Here is a 17727-nt window from a genome sequence, read left to right as displayed (position 1 = left end):
GTCGCTGTGGCCGGTGGCGGCGGCGCCGCGCCAGCGCCCGGCCTGCCCGCCGCCGCGCGTCACGCGGGCCACGCCGCGCGCCGCGCAGTCCCAGGCGAGCGTGTGGCCCTGGCTGCGGCACCAGTCGGCCAGTTGCACCTGCCAGCCCGGCGCGCGGCCGGTCACGGCGAGCGTGCCGCCCACGGGCAGCGTCGCCAGCGCGTGCTTGACCAGCAGGTGTGCGCCAGCATCGAAGCCCAGGGCTTCAATATCGGTAAGCGGGCTCGGTGATGCGTCCCTGGTCATCATAGAAGCCTTCCTCCGTCGCGGCACGTTCCAGCAGTGCGTAGCCGCTTTCGCGGCCCGGCTGCCAAGCCTTCAGGCCCTCCAGTTCCAGCAGCGGGCGCACCTGCGGGTCGTCCCACGACATGCCGCGCAGGATGCCGGCGAAGCGTTCGGCCACGCCGGCATCGAGCGCCGGGCCCGCCGTCATGTTGCAGTGGTCGAATGCGCCCGTGGTCGCTACGATGCGCGTGCCGCCCGCGGGCAGCGTGCCTTCGCTGGCGAAGATGCGGTAGTTCTTGGCCACCATCCACGAAGCGGCTATGTCCCCGGCGATCATCGCGCGGGCCGCATCGCGCTCGCCGCCGACATGGTCGCCGTGCTTGCCGCCGAGCACGTCGAAGCGGCGCGCGGTGAAGTCGCGCCCGGCCACGAGCTTGCCTTCGTGCCGAAGGTGGTCCAGCGGAATCAGCGTGGCCTGCGGCGAGTCGATGGCGCCGAAGCCGATGGTCCTGCCGCGCAGGTCGGCGATGTCCTGCACCGGGCTGGCGGCGGGCACGACGAGAACCGAATGCACGTCGATGTCGGTGTCGCGCATGGCGATGGACGTGACGCGCTGGCCGCACGCGCGGGCCATGCGATCGGCGCGCACCCAGGCCAGGGGCGAGTTCCAGGCCAGGGCCACGCTACCCGCGAGCAGCGCCTCGGTGAGGCTCTCGTAGTTGGAATAGAGCACGTAGTCGAAGGGCAGGCCGTGGCCGCCGAAGTGGGCCTTGAAGCCTTCCCAGATGGTGACGACCTTGGGGGCGTAGGCCACGGCGCCGAGCCGGAGCGTGGGGGTGGTGGCAGCGTTCATTCGGATGTCCTTTCGGGGGAAGGCGCAGCCTCGTCGCAGAGAGCCTTGCCGATCATGTCGTAGAGCACGTCGGTGGTGGGCGCCATGACCGAGGCCGCGCGCGAATCGCGGAACAGGCGCTCGATGCCGAGGTCCTTGCGGAAGGCGGCGCCGCCGCACACGCGCATGGCGGTGTCGGTCACCTCCAGCGCGGCCTCGGCGGCGGCGGCCTTGACCTGCAGCAGGCGCATGCGCAGGTCGGCGCGCCCCTGGGCCGCGGCGGCCACGGCGTCGTCGCGCAGCAGCCGGGCCTGGTCGGCGCGCAACTGCGCGCGCGCCAGGTAGGCGCGGATGGTGGGCAGGTCGGCCAGCGTGGAGCCGGTGTCGGAAAAGCGCACGCCCGCCACATGCGCGATGGCGCGGCGCAGGGCGCCCTGCATCAGGCCGATGGAGGTCGTGGCGATCAGCGTGACGAAGTAGGGCATGAGGTACATGCCCTTGAGCTGCTCGCCCGCGCCGTCGGCGCCGAGCATGTCCGCGCGCGCCACGCGCACGTCCTGCGCGACGATGGGCGAGGACGCATTGCCGCGCAGGCCCATGCCGTCGAAGCGCGCGGGCACGGACAGGCCCGGCAGGCGACTGTCCACGAGCCACAGCGTGTTGCCCTCGCCGGCGAGGGCGCGCGATATCCACACGTAGGAATCGGCCTCGCCGGCCGAGGTGATCATGCTCTTGTGCGCGTCGAGCCGCACGGCGCCGTCATCCGCCGGCGTGGCCGTGCCGGCCGGTGCCCAGATGTGGCTGCGCGAGGCGGCCTCGGAGACAGCCAGCGTAGAGACGTGCCGCCCCGCGGCGATCGCGCGCCGCACGGCCTCGGGCGCATGGGGCTCGATCAGCGCCACGGCGCAGTAGTGCATGGTGAGCACCATCGCCGAGCAGGGGCAGTCCTGCGCGATGCGCTCGACCACCTGCGCGGCCTCGGCCAGCCCGCGGCCCATGCCGCCCACCGCGCGCGCGCTGATGAGCCCCAGCAACCCCGCCGCGCCCAGCGCGTCGAGCGCCGCGCGCGGGTAGCGCGCCTGCTGGTCGGTGTCGGCGGCCGCGGGCGCGATCACGTCGCGGACGATGGGTTCGAGAAGGTCGAGGGGCGATGGCATGCGGATGGTCCGTCTTCGTGCGTGCGGGCTGGCGGCGCGCCCCGGCGGTGGAGGCGCGCCCCCGCGCAGCGGCGGACGGGAGCGCAGGGACCACGCGCAAGACCTGCGACGGCGCCCGCATCGGGATGGAGGGGATGCTCGGGAGGAGCCGGCGGACCGGCCCCGTTGCGGCGATTATCGTCCGGGGCGGGGCGGAAAGCAGCAGGAGTCGAACCTACCAGGGAGCGGCTGACGCCCCCTACCGGGTTTGAAGCCCGGGCGCACCACCGGGTGCGTGTGCCTTCCACAACAGCGAGCGGCGATTCTAGTGCAGCGTTCAACGCTGAGCAGCTCACATAAAACCGCGCCTTTTGCCGCATGGCGGCGTTGCAAATCCTCGCGATAGCGACGGCTATCGCTGTGGTTTGCGCCTTGCCCTGCGCCACAACGCATCGCTTTTATTGGTGCCGCCAAGCATCGAACACTGCACTGGTCCGCCGGGGTGGCTGTCGGGCAGTCCTGGGGTGAAGGGGCATGTCACCACGTTCCGAGCTGTCGCCCAACCGGTGACACACGCGAGTGCAACGCACCAACTGCTGGACACTGCCTGACACGTGCAACCGCCTCCAGTGTAGGAAGAAGTTGTGACCGAATCTTGGCCTGCTTCAAGGTCATGCCCCTTTCTTGATGCAAGGCAAACCCGGGCGCCGCGCGCGCCAACTGCCAGCGCCCTGGCTTTACAGTGCGTTCACCGGGCGGTCGGCTGGCCTTCATGTGTGGCAGAAATAATGTTGAACGCCCATGTGGGGCAAGCTTTCGACCATCGCCATGAAGAACATACGCATAGCTCTTTGGATCATTCTGTTGGCGGCTGCGGGCAGCTGGTGGCTGGCCGATACCCTGCGGCCTCAGCCATTCAACTATTTCACGTTCCGCGATGTGGCCGTGCAGCTCACCGGCGTCGTCACCATTGCGGCCATGAGCGTGGCCGTGGTGCTGGCGACTCGCCCGCGCTGGCTCGAGCCGCACCTGAAAGGGCTCGACAAGATGTACCGGCTGCACAAGTGGCTGGGCATCACCGCGCTGGTGGGCGGACTCACGCACTGGTGGCTGGCCAAGGGCACCAAGTGGATGGTCGGTTGGGGCTGGCTCACCCGGCCGGCGCGCGGCGGCCAGCGCCAGGGCGCGGCCGCCCAGCCGACGCTGGAGCAGTGGCTGCGCGGCTACCGTGATCTGGCCGAGAGCGTGGGCGAGTGGGCCTTCTATGCCGCGCTGGTGCTGATGATCGTGGCGCTGGTCAAGCGCATCCCTTATCGCTGGTTCGCCAAGACGCACCAATTGATTGCCATCGCCTATCTGGCGCTCGTGTTCCACGCCGTCGTGCTGCTGAAATGGGCCTACTGGTCGCAGCCGGTGGGCTGGCTGGTGGCGCTGCTGCTGCTGGCCGGCACGGTGTCGGCGCTGGGGCTGCTGAGCGGATACATCAAGCGCGCGCGCACCGTGGCCGGCGAGGTGGCCGACGTGCAGTACTTCCCCGCGCTGCGCGTCACGCGCACCACGCTGACCATGGCGCCGGGCTGGCCGGGCCATGCGGCCGGGCAGTTCGCCTTCGTCACCGGCGATCCGCACGAGGGCGCCCACCCCTACACCATCGCATCGGCCTGGGACGCGGCACGCCGGCGCATCACCTTCATCACCAAGGCCTTGGGCGACTACACCGAAAACCTGCACGAAAAGCTGCGGCCCGGCCAGCCGGTGCAGGTGGAGGGCCCCTATGGCTGCTTCACCTTCGACGATGGCGCGCCGCGTCAGATCTGGGTCGGCGGCGGCATCGGCATCACGCCATTCATCGCCCGCATGGAACAGCTGGCCAGCCAAGGCGCCAGTGGCGGCGCCCGCGTGCCCGTCACGCTGTTTCACACCACGCGCGAGGAAGACCCCGAGGCGCTGGCGCGGCTGCAGGCCCACGCGCGTGCGGCCGGCATCGAGCTGCAGGTGCTGGTGGATGCCAAGGACGGCTTTCTCTCGGGCGAGCGCATCCGCGCCGCCGTGCCGCAGTGGCGCGAGGCCAGCTTCTGGTTCTGCGGCCCCACCGGCTTTGGCGAGGCGCTGCGGCGCGACTTCATTGCGCAGGGTCTGCCGGCATCACGCTGGCACCAGGAGCTGTTCGAAATGCGCTAATGGGCTGCGGGCAGTCCTGTCCTGCCCCTGGAAGGCATGCGCGAATTCGTCCGAGACGATGTCGGCCAGCGCCATGCGCACGCCGCCGCTGCGCGCGGCGTACTGCCACCTGCACAGGCGCTATGCGCCGCCGGCACCCCAGGCCGCGCCGGGCCGCAGCACGTGCGCGTCGCGCACGCGGCGCGTATAGCCCACGCGGTCGAAGAATTCGAGCACCTGGATCGCGCGTTTGCGGCCCAGGCCCGTCGCGTCGCGGAACCGGGCCGCCTCCACCGCGCCGGATGGCGCGTTGGCGGTCTGGCCGCGCGGCGCCTCGGTGGCCAGCCGCGCGGCGATGGCGGCCAGCTCGGCGATGCGCGCGTCGGCGTAGAACAGATCCTTGACGACCTGGAACAGCGCGCCCTGGCGCGCGAGCTTGTGCAGGAGCTGGCGCACCGCGTCCTCGCCGGCCTGGTGGTCGCGCGCGAGGTCGCGCACCCAGGGCGGGTCGAACCCCTCCGCGCTCGATGTGCCGTGCAGTGCCGGCAGCAGCCGCTCGGCCAGCGCCTGCTCTGCGGCGCTCAGTACCACGCGGTGCTCCGGCAGGTGCAGCCACGCGCCGCTGCGCGCGATGGCGCCGCTCTCCAGCAGCGCGGCGAGCAAGCCGTCCCAGAGCGCGTCGTGGTCCGCCGCCGCGAGCCCGGGCAGGGCCATGCGGCGCAGCCGCGCGGCGTTGACGCCGGGCTCGTCGGGCGAGCGCTCGTGCAGGCGCGCGAGCGCGGCCAGCACCTGCGCCTGCAGTTGCGCGCGGCGCGCGGGCGCGAGCAGCAGCATGTCGCCGCCGGGGTGGGGCAGGGCGACCAGGTCCGCGGGCAGGTCGAGCGCCTCGGGCGGCAGGCCGAGCAGCAGCGCGAGCCGCGCACGGGCCATGCCGTAGGGCGCGCGCTCCACCAGCGGGCCGAGGCCGCCGCCGGCCAGCGCGGCCTCCAGCGCGTCCAGCCAGGCCATGCGCTCGGCGCTGCGGCGCTTGCGCTCGGGCGCGCAGGGGTCAAGGACCATGCCGCCGCCGATGGTGCGGTTGGCCTGCGCGTTGCGCACGATGAGCCGGTCGCCGGCGGTGGCGAACACGCCGGCGTCGAACACGAGCTGCACGCGCGCCTCGCTGCCGGGCGCGAGCGCGTCGCCCGCGAGCAGCGCCACGTGCGCCATGTGGTGCGCCGTGCCCAGGTGCACATGCACCGTGGCCCATTGCGTCAATGGTTGCGCGAGCACGGGGGCCGGACCGGAAGCACCCGGTAGCAGCTTCAGCCGCACATCGATGCGCCGCGTGGCCTGCAGCGCGCGCGTGTCGGCGATCCAGTCGCCGCGGGCGATGGCGCCGCGCTCGATGCCCGCGAGGTTGAGCGCGCAGCGCTGGCCCGCGCGGCCCGTGGCGCTGTCGCGGTTCTGGGCGTGGATGCTGCGCACGCGCACCGGCTGGCCGGTGCCCGAGTGCTGCACGGTGTCGCCCACCCGCACCGTGCCGCCGAACACCGTGCCCGTGACCACCGTGCCCTGGCCGGGCAGAGTGAACACGCGGTCCACTGCGAGGCGCAACAGGCCGTCGGCCCGGCGCGCCCGCAGAGCCTGGGCGCGGGCCAGCAGGTGCTCGCGCAGCGCGGTCACGCCGGGGTCGCCGGGCTGGGTGGCGGCGGTGTCGAAGATGGGCGCGCCCGCCAGCGGCGTGCCGGCCAGCAGCGCATGGATTTCGGCGCGCACCTGGGCCACGCGTGCGGGCGCGGCGCGGTCCGCCTTGGTCAGCGCCACCGTGCCCTGCGTGACGCCCAGCAGCCCGACGATGGCCAGGTGCTCGCGCGTCTGCGGCATCACGCCGTCGTCGGCGGCCACCACCAGCAGCGCGTGGTCGATGCCCACCGCCCCCGCGGCCATGGTGTGGACGAACTTCTCGTGGCCCGGCACGTCGATGATGCCGAGCACCTCGCCATCGGGCAGCGGCGTGTAGGCATAGCCGAGTTCGATGGAGATGCCGCGCGCCTTCTCTTCCTTGAGCCGGTCGGTATCGACGCCGGTGAGCGCGCGCACCAGCGTGGTCTTGCCGTGGTCGATGTGGCCGGCGGTGCCGATGATCATGGTCTGTTTGCTATTTTTTTGATAGCTGAAAGCGCAGGTATGGTAAGCGCTGACGGCCTGTTTTGCTCATTGTTCCCAGAATGCCTGCGCCAGCTCGCCATCGGCATCCACCAGCCACCATTCGACGATGGGATGGCTTGCGCCCAGGCCAAACAGACCCTGCCGCCCGGACATCCGCAGGCAGCGCCAGAGCTGGTCGCCGGGCTGCATCAGCGCCAGCACCGCCTGTCTCACGCCGGGCGCGGTGCTGGCAGGTGCATAGCGCTCTCACCCACGAGGTGAACGCGATCAAAGCCGTCAACGCTCGATTTCCTGCGGCCTGGCAAGGGATGCAAAGCGGTCAACTGCTGTTTCCAGGTTGAAGATCGGGCTGCCTGCGCAGGGCTGGGCGCGGGCCATCTTCCTCTTCGTCCCACGCATCGCCATGGCGGTCGTCCCCGCCGTGCGGCTGGCAGTCTTCGCGCGGCCATGCTTGCAGAACTCGCCCACGAGTTGGCCGCGGCTTGCCCTGCCAAGAAAATAGCACTCCTTTGCCTCGTGGTCTTGCGACGTTCGGATGACGACCGAATCAAGGAGGGCAAGCAGAGTCCAGCCATGGCGCGGGTAGCCGAAATGTACGAAGACCTTTGCATGCCATAAAAACGTGTTCTCCCAGTCGTCGGGATACTTGCGGGCGCCGAACACCCATGTGTTGTTGGACGCCGTTTGTTTGACGCTGCTCATTGTGGTGGAAAGGATTCTGTTTTTTGCATTCAGGCGGTTTTCAGCCGCCCGCGCGCTCCAGGTTCAGCGCCAGCAGGCGGCGCAAAATTTCCGCGTCGGGCAGCTCGGGCGTGTAATCGGCCCAGCCATAGGCGGCGGCCACCGCGGCGTCGAGCGTTTCGTGGGCCTGCGCCAGCCAGCCTGGGCGCAGGTTGTAGAGGTTGGTCAGGGTGCGTTTTTGCAGCGCCTTGGCATCGGCTTCGGAGAGGCCGGGGCGCGGCTCGATGCGGTCGGGGTAGGGCGATGCGGCCAGGCCCAGCGGCACCACCTCGGGCACGCGGCGTGTCCATTCGGGCGGGTTGAGCCAGTGTTGGCGCAACTGGTCGAGCCGGTGGGCGGCTTCGGCGATGGCGCTGGCGTGCTGCCGGGTCGCTATGGATGGTGCTATTGTATTAATAGCTGCATTCGCCCTGTTTGTAAGCGCTGCGGGCTGTTTTGTCTTTGAATCCGGGGCAGGCTGGGCGCTGGCTTCGGCCAGGCCTGCCGGAATCAGCGCACCGCTGGGCAGCGCCTCGGTGCGCTGGTGCGCGGTGTCGGCGGGGGTGAGGTGGGCGGGGAAGGGGAAGGTTTCGAAAATCTGGGAGGTGTTGTATACGGGGCGGTCTTCAAGCGTGCCGCCGCGTGCCAGTGCCCAGACGACGTGCATGCGGCTCGACAGCATGCCCAGCGTGGCGTGGTCTTCGCGCGGAATCACGATCAGCCTGTGCTCGGGCGCCAGCGCGATCGGCATGCGCACGAACAGGCGGTGCTTGGCGGTTTCCACGGTGGCGATGTAGTGGCCCAGCCCGGCCCATTGCGTGCGCAGCCCAGGCCGCGCCTCGCCGTGGCGCCACCAGTTCTGGGCCCGCGCGGCGCGCCGGTTTTGCATGCGCTTGGCCCGCACGTGCTGGCGCACGTATTCGAACGGCGCTTCGTACAGCGTGGCTTCGGCTTCTTGCATGCGGGCGCCGAAGTCCACCACCCAGTGGCCGGACCAGCGGTCGGTGATGTCGCGGCCGTTGTAGATGGGCTTGAGCACGTCGCTGTTGGGGCGGCCGTTGGGATTGGGCAGGCGCAGCCACTGCGCGGCCTGCGCGGCGTCGACCTTGAACGGACCGGCCAGGCACAGGCCGAAGTAGGAGGCGTCGGCGTTCTCGGCCAGCGGCCGGGCCAGGGTGAGGTCTACCGCCGCGCCCGCGCCCAGCGGCTGGGCCTTGAGGTCGGTGAAGATTTGCGCCACTTCGTTTCCGTCCAGCCGCGCGGGCTGGGTGCTGCGGCCAAAGCAGACCAGCGACACGCGCACGGCGGCACCTTCGTTGACCCAGGGTTCGTCGGCCCAGGCTTCGAAGATGCGGGTGGCGCGGGCGATCTGCTCCAGCACCGGGCGGTTGCCGCGCTGGCGGATGGAGTTGGTGGCCACCAGCCCGGCGGCGTGTAGCGTTTGTTGCGCAATGGCTTGGCGCGCCTGTTCGAACCAGAAGGTGACGAAGTCCGCGCCGCCGGGCACGCGCCCGGCGTAGGTGGCGCGCAGCGCGTCGACGTAGGCGTCGCCGAGTTCGCCGCGCATCCATTTGTCGCCAATGAACGGCGGGTTGCCCACTGCCACCGTGGCCGTGGGCCATGTCGCTTCCACCGCGTGGCGCGCCTCGCCCTCACCCTGCCAGGCCAGCAGCGCGTCGCGGCATTCGATCTGGTCGAGCGGCTCCAGCACGGGGTTGAGCTTGGGCGGGTAGCCATGGGCGATGCGCCACTGGATTTCGCCGATCCACACGCTCACGCGGGCCAGTTCGGCGGCGTATTCGTTGAGCTCGATGCCCAGCAGGTTGTGTGGGCCGGTCACCAGGTCTTGCTCGCGGTCCAGGCCCAGGGTGGCGGCCTGGGTGATGCTGAGCAGTTCGATGTCCTTGAGCGCTTTGAGGCCCAGGAACAGGAAGTTGCCGCTGCCGCAGGCGGGGTCGAGCACGCGGTAGGCGCGCAGCGCTTCGAGCCATTGCACGAAGCGGGTGTGGGTCTTGCGGTAGGCGGCGTCGCCGTTCTTCTTGATTTTGGCCGCCAGCGCTCGTATTTCCTGCATTGTCTGCTCCCAAACTTGTAGCAGCGGGCGGGTGATGACGGGTTCGATGATGCGGGCGATGGTTGCCGGGTCGGTGTAGTGGGCGCCGAGCTGGCTGCGCTTGGCGGGGTCGAGGCCGCGCTCGAACAGGGTGCCGAAGATGGAGACGTCGATGGCGCTCCAGTTCAGCGCGGCGGCGTTGCGCAGTTCGGTGATGTCGATGATTTCGAGCTTCGGCACGTCCACATGCGCGAACAGCCCGCCGTTGAACCAGGGGATGTCGTCGGCGCCGTACAGGCCGCCTTCGCCCATGGTGGCGAACAGGTTGGCTAGGCCCTGGGTGAGGCGGTCGCTGGTGAGGTGGCGGTTGCCCACCAGGCGCTCGAACATGCGCCCGGGCAGCAGGTCCACGTCTTCGGCGAAGAAGCAGAACAGGCACTGGGTGAGGAAGTGGGCCACTTTCTCCGCGCCGTGGCCGCGCCGGCGCAGTTGGTCGGCCAGGGTGGCGAAGCTTTTGGCGGCGGCTTCGGTGATGTCGCGGGTGGTCTGGCGCGGGCGAAAGCTCTCGGGTTCCAGCCACAGGCGGCGCAGCAGGGCGCGCTGGTCGGGCAGGTCGAGCTGCTCGATGCGCACGGTGTGCGTTTCGCTCGGGTGGCCGTTGAACTGGGTGTGGATGCGGATGGCAAGGCGGTCGCACACCACCAGCAGCGGTGGGTTGGCCAGCGCCAGGCTGTATTGCTGGAGCTGGCGCAGCGCGGCGTCGAGGTTCTTGCCCGGGGCCTTGTTCTCCCAGGCGAAGTGGTCGCGGTAGAACACGTCGGCATAGCCGCGCGCCTCGCCGAGCACGAGCGATTGGCGCTCGAACAGGTATTCCTCGCCCGGCAGCGCACCGGGCTTGGGCACGTCGAGCAGTTCGCACAGGTCGAGGAAATGGCTTTGCGCGCCCTGTTCTTCGTTCAGGTGCGCGGCGGGGCCGCCTGGGCCCCATTTGGCGATGAATTCAGCAGGGGTCATGGGGTGTTGTGGATGCTATCTAAATGGTAGCTGGTAGCGCTTGTTTTACAGGCGCTGGCGGCTATTTTTACCCATGGCATCAGCCGTGCGCCAGCACTTCGGCGAGTAGCTGCAACTGGGCCGTGAACTCGGCCTCGTCCTGCGCTTCCAGGCAGCGCAGGTCCAGCCACAGCGCGCCGTCGGCCACGCGCCCGATGACGGGGCGCGGCAGCGCACGCAGGGCGGCTTCGAGGCGCGTGAGCTGGCGTCCGCCGCGCCTGGCCTCCGCGGGGTGGGCGCGCAGGCCGTGGCTCGGCAGCGTATCGACGGGCAGGGCGCCGCTGCCGATCTGGCTTGCCATCGGTACGGCCTGGACCGTGTACGCCGCGCCGAGCGCAGCCTGCACGGGCGCGGCGAGCGCCTCGGCCTGCGCGCGGATCTGCGCCTGCGCCCGCGTGAACAGGCGCAGCGTGGTCAGCCGCTCGGCCAGGAACTCGGGCGCGAGGTAGAGGCGCAGCACCGGCTCCAGCGCCGCCAGCGTGAGCTTGCCCACGCGCAGCGCGCGCTTGAGCGGGTTCTTCTTGATCCGGGCGATCAGGTCGCGGCGCCCCACGATCAGCCCGGCCTGCGGGCCGCCGAGGAGCTTGTCGCCGCTGAAGGTGACCAGGTCGGCGCCGGCTTCGATGGTCTCGCGCACCGTGGCTTCGTGCGGCAGGCCCCAGCGCGCCAGGTTCACCAGCGTGCCTGACCCCAAGTCCACTGCCAATGGCAGATGGTGGGCGTGGGCGATGCGTGCCACCTCGGCCTCGGTCACGCTCTTGGTGAAGCCGGTGACGGCGTAGTTGCTGCAATGCACCTTCATGAGCAGCGCGGTGCGTGCGGTGATGGCCTCTTCGTAGTCCTTGGCGTGGGTGCGGTTGGTGGTGCCTACTTCGATGAGCTTCGCGCCGGCGCGGGCCATGATGTCGGGGATGCGGAAGGCGCCGCCGATCTCCACGAGCTCGCCGCGCGAAACCACCACTTCCTTGCGCGGCGCCAGCGCACTGAGCATCAGCAGCACGGCGGCGGCGTTGTTGTTGACCACCGTGGCGGCCTCGGCGCCGGTGAGTTCGCGCAGCAGGTCGTCGATGAGGTCGTCGCGGTCGCCGCGCCCGCCGGTGGCGAGGTCGAATTCAAGGTTGGCGGGCACGGTGAGCGCGCGCAGCACGCTCTGCACCGCTTCGTCGGGCAGCAGGGCGCGGCCCAGGTTGGTGTGCAGCACGGTGCCGGTGAGGTTGAACACGGCGCGCAGGCGCGGAGCGAACTTGTCTTGCAGCCGTTGCCGTACCGCTGCCGCCAGCGCTTCAGGGGTGGTCTGTGCGGCATCGAGTGTGGTGGCTACGGCGGCGGGGCGCAGCCCATCGAGCACGGCGCGCAGGGCGGCGGTGGCTTGCGACAGACCGTACTGGTCGGCCAGCGCGCGCAGTTCGGGCGCGGCCAGTACGCGATCGACGGAAGGCAGGCGTGCTGCTGCGGGCGGCGCGGCGGTCACTGGATAACCTCTGTGCTGCGCACTGCGGCGCGAGCTTGCTGGCGGCCCGGCGCGGCGCTCATGCGTCGTGCGTGGCATCGTCCGCCAGTTCGCGCCCCAGGGCCAGCAGCGGGTTGGCGCTGGCGCGGGCGAAGGCGGTGTCGCCCATCAGCAGGTCCAGCGTCAGGCTGGCCAGGTCGTCGGCCAGGGGTTCGGCCAACGGGTCTTTCTCCTGGTTCACCAGCTTGCGGTAGGTGTGGCATTCGTCGCAGGTTTCGGCCAGCACGGTTTCGCTGCCGCCTTCCACGCCCTGGTAGTGGATGCCCTGGGTCGATTCGCAGTGGCTGCACTTGACGCGCACCATGTGCCATTCGGTGCAGCAGGTGCCGCAGTGCAGGTAGCGGTGGCCGGCGGCCTGGCCGCCGATGCGCAGCACGCTGGCCACGGGCTGCGAGGCGCAGACCGGGCAGATGGTGGCGGGGTCGACGAAGGGGACGTCCGCCGCGCCGAGGCGGCTGGCGCGGTCGGCGAACGTCACCTGCAGCGCGGCCATGATGAAGGGCTGCAGCGCCAGGTCGGCGGTGGTGGTGGTATCGCCGAGCACCTGCACGGCCAGGGCGTCGAGCGCGGCGGGCGTGCGCGCGCGCAGGCGCGCGATGACGGGCGCCAGCGTGGCGGGCAGGCTGCCGGACTGCTCCAGCGTATCCAGCAGCCCCTCCAGCACGGCCTGCCATGCGGGGTCGATGGAGTTGGCCGCGGGCATCAGCGGCATCGAATGCGCCTGCGCGCGCGCCAACTGGTCGGCGGGCAGCGCGACGGTGTGCACGGTGGCGGCGGCCCGCTGCTGCGCCTGCACCAGTTGCGCGGCGAAGCGCAGGTAGTCGGCGATGGCATTGCCTTGGGCCAACTGGCGCAGGCGCGCCGCGCGGTCGGCGAACAGGCTGCCGGGCTGCGGCAGGCGCACGCGCGGGAAGCTGGTGTGGTCCAGGGCTTCGATCTCGCCCGGTTGAAGAATGCGCTGCAAGGTGTGAATTCCAAAAAAATGCCGCCGGTGCAGCCAAGCAGCCGGCGGCGCGGGGGGTTGCGCTTGGTGTGCCTTAGCTGTTGTCGCCTGTCATTTTGCGGTACCAGCCGCGATGGTGCTGCTTGGCCCAGGCGCGCGTGACGGTGCCGTAGAGCATGGCGCGGATGGTGCCGCGTGTCCAGATGGCGGCATAGACATGCATGATGATGAGGCCGATCATCCAGACCGCCGCGACGGCATGCACGACCGATGCCGCGCGTACCACGTCCACGGGCGGCGTCCACCAGGCGCGCCACATCAGCAGGCCGGTGGCGAGCAACAGCAGCATTCCGATCACCAGGCCCCAGAACAGCACCTTCTGGCCGCCGTTGTACTTGCCCTGCTCGGGCATGGCGTGGTCGTCGCCGTCCACCATCTTGCGCACGTTCCTGAGCCACTCCACGTCGCGCCGCTCAATCACGTTCAAGCGCCAGAAGCGCAGCGCCATGATGACGAAGAAAGCCTCCATCACCAGTCCGACGTAGGGGTGCAGGATGCGCGTCCACGGCCCGCCGCCGAACAGTTGCGTGAGCGGAAAGAACGCCGGGTGAAAGAACGCCAGGCCCGAGAGCGCGAGCAGGATGAAGCAGATGCCCACCACCCAGTGGTTGGCGCGCTCGGAGGCGGTATAGCGCTGCAGGTCGCGTGGATTGCGTCTCATGGCGTCTTCTCCTTCTCCAGGGCCTTGCGGTCCTTTTCTTCCATTTCGTCCTCGAGCTCCTTCGACACGTCGTTGGGGCCCTTGGTGATGTAGTGGAACAGGCTGCCGATGGCGGCCACGCCGAGCGCGGCCATGGCCAGCGGCTTGGCCACGCCCTTCCAGAGGCTGACCATGGGGCTGATCTTCGGCGCGTCGGGCAGGCCGTGGTAGAGCGAGGGCGTGTCGGCATGGTGCAGCACGTACATCACGTGCGTGCCGCCCACGCCGGCCGGGTCGTACAGGCCGGCCTTGGCGAAGCCGCGCTCCTTCAGGTCCTCGATGCGTTCCTCGGCCTGGTCCTTCATGGCCTGCTTGGTGCCGAACATGATGGCGCCGGTCGGGCAGGTCTTCACGCAGGCCGGCTCCTGGCCCACGGCCACGCGGTCCGAGCACAGCGTGCACTTGTAGGCCTTGTGGTCCTTCTTGGAGATGCGCGGCACGTTGAAGGGGCAGCCGGTGACACAGTAGCCGCAGCCGATGCAGTGCTCTTCCTGGAAGTCGACGATGCCGTTGGCGTACTGCACGATGGCGCCGGGCGAGGGGCATGCCTTCAGGCAGCCCGGGTCTTGGCAGTGCATGCAGCCGTCCTTGCGGATCAGCCATTCGAGGTTGCCGGACTCCTCGTTCTCGTACTCGGTGAAGCGCATCACCGTCCACGAATGCTCGGTGAGGTCGGTGGGGTTGTCGTACACGCCGCTGGTGGTGCCGACCTCGTCGCGCAGGTCGTTCCATTCCATGCAGGCGGTCTGGCAGGCCTTGCATCCGATGCACTTGGAGACGTCGATGAGTTTGGCCACCTCGCCCTCATGCGCCTCACGCACGCTGGGCGAGGGCAGGGTGGTGGCGGAGCGCCGCTGGATGTCGAGGGATTGCAGTGGCATCTCAGTCCTCCACCACGCTGCTGCGTGACCCGCAGCGCATGAAACCGGCGCGGCCAAGGCCAGGGGTACCGCGGCACCGACTTTGCCGGGCCGCTGGTATCGCCCCCTTGAGGGGGGAGGCGGCTACACGAAGTGAGCAAGAAGCGGGGGTGGTCATACTTTTTCCACCTTGACCAGGAAGGTCTTGAATTCAGGCGTGTTGGTGTTGCCGTCGCCGACGAACGGCGTCAGCGTGTTGGCCAGGAAGCCGGGCTTGGTCACGCCCTTGAAGCCCCAGTGGATCGGCACGCCCACGTGATGCACGGTCTTGCCCTCGATCCGCATCGGCTTGATGCGCTTGGTGACCAGCGCCACGGCCTTGATGTAGCCGCGCTTGGAGCTGACCTTCACCCACTCGCCCGAGGCGACGCCGACCTCCTTGGCCAGCGCCTCGCCGATCTCGACGAACTGCTCGGGCTGGATGATGGCGTTGAGCAGCGCGTGCTTGGTCCAGTAGTGGAAGTGCTCGGTCAGGCGATAGGTCGTGCCCACGTGCGGGAATTCGGCGGCCTTGCCGAAGGTCTCCCAGATGCCCGGGAACACGCGCGCGGCCGGGCTGCTGGTGGCCTTGGCGTTCTTCGGGTGCATGGGGTTGTAGCCCAGCGGGGTGTCGAACGGTTCGTAGTGCTCGGGGAACGGCCCCTCGGCCATGTTCTTGCGAGCGAAGAAGCGGGCCACGCCCTCGGGGTTCATGATGAACGGGCCGGCACCGCTCTCGGGCGCCAGGGCGGCGCCGAAGTCGGCCACGTCGGCGCCGCCCCAGGCGCTGCCGTTCCAGGCGACCAGCTTGCGTTGCGGGTTGAACGGCTTGCCGCTCACGTCGCACGAGGCGCGGTTGTAGAGCACCCGGCGGTTGGCCGGCCAGGCCCAGGCCCAGTTCAGCGTGTTGCCGATGCCCGTGGGGTCGGCGTTGTCGCGCCGCGCCATCTGGTTGCCGGCCTGGGTCCAGGCGCCGGAGAAGATCCAGCAGCCGCAGACCGTGCTGCCGTCATCGCGCAGCTCGCCGAAGCCCGCGAGTTGCTCGCCCGCCTTGCGGGTGATCTTGGTGGCGTCCTTCGGATCGGCTAGGTCGACCAGGGCGCGGCCGTTGTACTCCTTGGCCACCTCCGTCGGCGTGGGCCCGTGCGGGTTGTTGTAGGGCCACCAGAGGTTGATGATGGGGTCGGGATACCTGCCGCCTTCCTTGGCGTAGAGCGCCTTGATGCGCAGGAACAGCTCGGACATGATGCGGATGTCCGTCTCGGCCTCGCCCGGCGGTTCGGCGGCTTTCCAGTGCCATTGCAGTACGCGCGACGAACTCACCACCGAGCCCTCCTCCTCGGCGAAGCAGGTGGTGGGCAGGCGGAACACCTCGGTCTGGATCTGGCCCGGGTCCACGTCGTTGTGCTCGCCGTAGTTCTTCCAGAACTCGGACGTCTCGGTGGCCAGCGGGTCCATGATGACCAGGAACTTGAGCTTGGACAGCCCCGCGCGCACGCGGTCCTTGTCGGCGAGCGCTGCCAGCGGGTTGAAGCCCTGCGCGATGTAGCCGTTGACCTTGCCCTGGTTCATCAGCTCGAAAATCTGCAGCATGTCGTACTGCTTGTCGAGCTTGGGCAGGTAGTCGTAGGCCCAGTTGTTGTCGGCGGTCGCCGCCGGTCCATACCATGCCTTCATGAGGCTGACGTGGAACTTCGGGTAGTTCTGCCAGTAGCTCATCTGGCCCGGGCGCAGCGGTTTCTGCGTGCGGGCTTCGATGTACTTTCCGTAGTCTTGCTCGGCCTGCGAGGGCAGCGTCATGTAGCCCGGCAGGCTGGCCGACAGCAACCCCAGATCGGTGAGGCCCTGGATGTTGGAGTGGCCGCGCAGCGCGTTCATGCCGCCGCCGGCCACGCCGATGTTGCCCAGCAGCAACTGCACCATGGCGCCGGTGCGCAGGATCTGCGCGCCGATGGAGTGCTGCGTCCAGCCCAGCGCGTACATGATGGTCATGGCACGGCCAGGCACGGCCGTGCTGGCGATCTTCTCGCAGATGTGCAGGAACTTGTCCTTGGGCGTGCCGCAGATGCTCTCGACCTTCTCAGGCGTGTAGCGGGCATAGTGCGCCTTCATCAACTGGTACACGCAGCGCGGGTCCTGCAGCGTCGGGTCGGTCTTCACGAAACCGTCGGCGCCCAGTTCGTAGTCCCAGCTCGCCTTGTCGTAGGTGCGCTTCTCGGCGTTGTAGCCCGAGAAGATGCCGTCGACGAAGTCGAAATCGCTGCGCACGATGAACGAGAAGTCGGTGTAGTTCTTCACGTACTCGTGGTGCACCTTGTCGTTGGACAGCAGGTAGTTGATGACCCCGCCCAGGAAAGCGACGTCCGACCCCGACCGGAGGGGGGCGTAGAAATCCGCCACCGATGCCGAGCGGTTGAAGCGCGGATCGACCACCATGAAGTACGCCTTGTTGTGCGCCTTCGCTTCGGTCACCCACTTGAAGCCGCAGGGGTGCGCCTCGGCGGCATTGCCGCCCATGACCAGAATGACATCCGCATTCTTGATGTCGACCCAATGGTTCGTCATCGCTCCACGGCCAAACGTCGGGGCAAGACCTGCCACCGTCGGGCCGTGTCAGACACGGGCTTGGTTGTCGAATGCGAGCAGGCCCCAGGAGCGGGCGATCTTGTGCGTGATGTAGCCGGCCTCGTTGCTGGAGGCCGAGGCCGCCAGCATGCCGGTGGTGAGCCAGCGGTTGACCGTCAGGCCGTCGGCCGTCTTCTCGACGAAGTTGGCGTCGCGGTCGGCCTTCATCAGTTTTGCGATGCGGTTCAGCGCATCGTCCCATGACATGCGCTTCCACTCGCTGGAGCCTGGCGCGCGGTACTCGGGGTGGAGCAGACGGTTCGGGCTGTTGATGATGTCCAGCAGGCTCGCCCCCTTGGGGCAGAGCGTGCCGCGGTTGACCGGGTGGTCGGGGTCGCCCTCGACGTGGATCACCGACGGCTTGGCGTTCATGGCGCCGTCGCCTAGCGCATACATGAGGATGCCGCAGCCGACCGAGCAGTACGTGCAGGTCTGCCGCGTGACGGTGGTCTGCGCGAGCTTGTACTGGCGGACTTCAGCCAGCGCGGTGGCGGGCGAGAAGCCCATCAGCGCCAGGCTGGAGCCTGCCAGCGTGGTGCCAGTCACTTTCATGAACTGGCGTCTGGAGAGTTGCACCATGGGGGTACCTTTTGGGAAAAGTGGTCGGGCGTTCTCTCGGGA

General features: G+C 69.2%; 13 protein-coding genes and 1 tRNA gene. 1 reads left to right on the top strand and 13 read right to left on the bottom strand.

Annotated features, from left to right (window positions below; genetic code table 11):
- The 4 genes from PY257_RS07960 to PY257_RS07945 form a co-directional block, all read right to left on the bottom strand.
- A partial coding sequence (locus PY257_RS07960) for a sulfurtransferase TusA family protein (protein WP_419095674.1) occupies nucleotides 1-288 on the bottom strand: 288 nt, incomplete at its 3' end.
- Nucleotides 245-1117, bottom strand: a complete 873-nt coding sequence (locus tag PY257_RS07955) for a phosphate/phosphite/phosphonate ABC transporter substrate-binding protein (RefSeq protein WP_275740691.1) — start codon at nucleotides 1115-1117, stop codon at nucleotides 245-247. The genes PY257_RS07955 and PY257_RS07960, both read right to left, overlap by 44 nt.
- The gene (locus tag PY257_RS07950; RefSeq protein ID WP_275740689.1) at nucleotides 1114-2253 is read right to left on the bottom strand and encodes an acyl-CoA dehydrogenase family protein; all 1140 of its coding nucleotides are present in this window, start codon (nucleotides 2251-2253) and stop codon (nucleotides 1114-1116) included. Before PY257_RS07950 ends, PY257_RS07955 begins: the two co-directional genes overlap by 4 nt.
- A 192-nt stretch (nucleotides 2254-2445) precedes the next feature.
- Nucleotides 2446-2538, bottom strand: a tRNA-Sec gene (locus PY257_RS07945).
- A 522-nt stretch (nucleotides 2539-3060) separates the two neighbouring features.
- Here PY257_RS07945 and PY257_RS07940 point away from each other — a divergent pair.
- Nucleotides 3061-4413, top strand: a complete 1353-nt coding sequence (locus PY257_RS07940) for a ferredoxin reductase family protein (RefSeq protein ID WP_275740687.1) — start codon at nucleotides 3061-3063, stop codon at nucleotides 4411-4413.
- A gap of 120 nt (nucleotides 4414-4533) precedes the next feature.
- On the opposite strand, the gene selB is transcribed toward PY257_RS07940, so the two are convergent.
- The 9 genes from selB to fdnG all read right to left on the bottom strand — a co-directional run bounded on the left by selB (nucleotide 4534) and on the right by fdnG (nucleotide 17685).
- Entirely contained in the window at nucleotides 4534-6522 is a 1989-nt protein-coding gene (selB, locus tag PY257_RS07935; protein ID WP_275740685.1) for a selenocysteine-specific translation elongation factor, read from the bottom strand.
- A gap of 66 nt (nucleotides 6523-6588) precedes the next feature.
- Entirely contained in the window at nucleotides 6589-6756 is a 168-nt protein-coding gene (locus PY257_RS07930; protein ID WP_275740683.1) for a hypothetical protein, read from the bottom strand.
- A gap of 63 nt (nucleotides 6757-6819) precedes the next feature.
- Nucleotides 6820-7245: a hypothetical protein gene (locus PY257_RS07925; RefSeq protein WP_275740681.1), complete on the bottom strand. Its 426-nt coding sequence runs from the start codon at nucleotides 7243-7245 to the stop codon at nucleotides 6820-6822.
- A 40-nt stretch (nucleotides 7246-7285) separates the two neighbouring features.
- A complete protein-coding gene (locus tag PY257_RS07920) occupies nucleotides 7286-10330 on the bottom strand; it encodes a class I SAM-dependent DNA methyltransferase (RefSeq protein ID WP_275740679.1) in 3045 nt (1014 codons plus the stop codon).
- Nucleotides 10331-10409: 79 nt separating this feature from the next.
- Nucleotides 10410-11840: an L-seryl-tRNA(Sec) selenium transferase gene (gene selA / locus PY257_RS07915; RefSeq protein ID WP_275740676.1), complete on the bottom strand. Its 1431-nt coding sequence runs from the start codon at nucleotides 11838-11840 to the stop codon at nucleotides 10410-10412.
- A 58-nt stretch (nucleotides 11841-11898) separates the two neighbouring features.
- A complete protein-coding gene (fdhE, locus tag PY257_RS07910) occupies nucleotides 11899-12843 on the bottom strand; it encodes a formate dehydrogenase accessory protein FdhE (RefSeq protein ID WP_275740674.1) in 945 nt (314 codons plus the stop codon).
- Nucleotides 12844-12916: 73 nt separating this feature from the next.
- Nucleotides 12917-13543, bottom strand: coding sequence for a formate dehydrogenase subunit gamma (locus tag PY257_RS07905; RefSeq protein WP_275740671.1), 627 nt, complete (start codon nucleotides 13541-13543; stop codon nucleotides 12917-12919).
- A complete protein-coding gene (gene fdxH / locus PY257_RS07900) occupies nucleotides 13540-14463 on the bottom strand; it encodes a formate dehydrogenase subunit beta (protein WP_275740669.1) in 924 nt (307 codons plus the stop codon). The genes PY257_RS07905 and fdxH overlap by 4 nt, the downstream gene beginning before the upstream one ends.
- A 153-nt stretch (nucleotides 14464-14616) precedes the next feature.
- On the bottom strand, nucleotides 14617-17685 hold the full coding sequence (fdnG, locus tag PY257_RS07895) for a formate dehydrogenase-N subunit alpha (protein WP_275740667.1): 3069 nt from the start codon (nucleotides 17683-17685) through the stop codon (nucleotides 14617-14619).
- Nucleotides 17686-17727 lie beyond the last annotated feature (42 nt).

The organism is Curvibacter soli (genome assembly GCF_029211125.1).
Taxonomy (GTDB): Bacteria; Pseudomonadota; Gammaproteobacteria; order Burkholderiales; family Burkholderiaceae_C; genus Curvibacter_A; species Curvibacter_A soli.
Note: the sequence above shows the minus strand (reverse complement) of the source record. Positions and strands in the feature narration are given on the sequence as shown.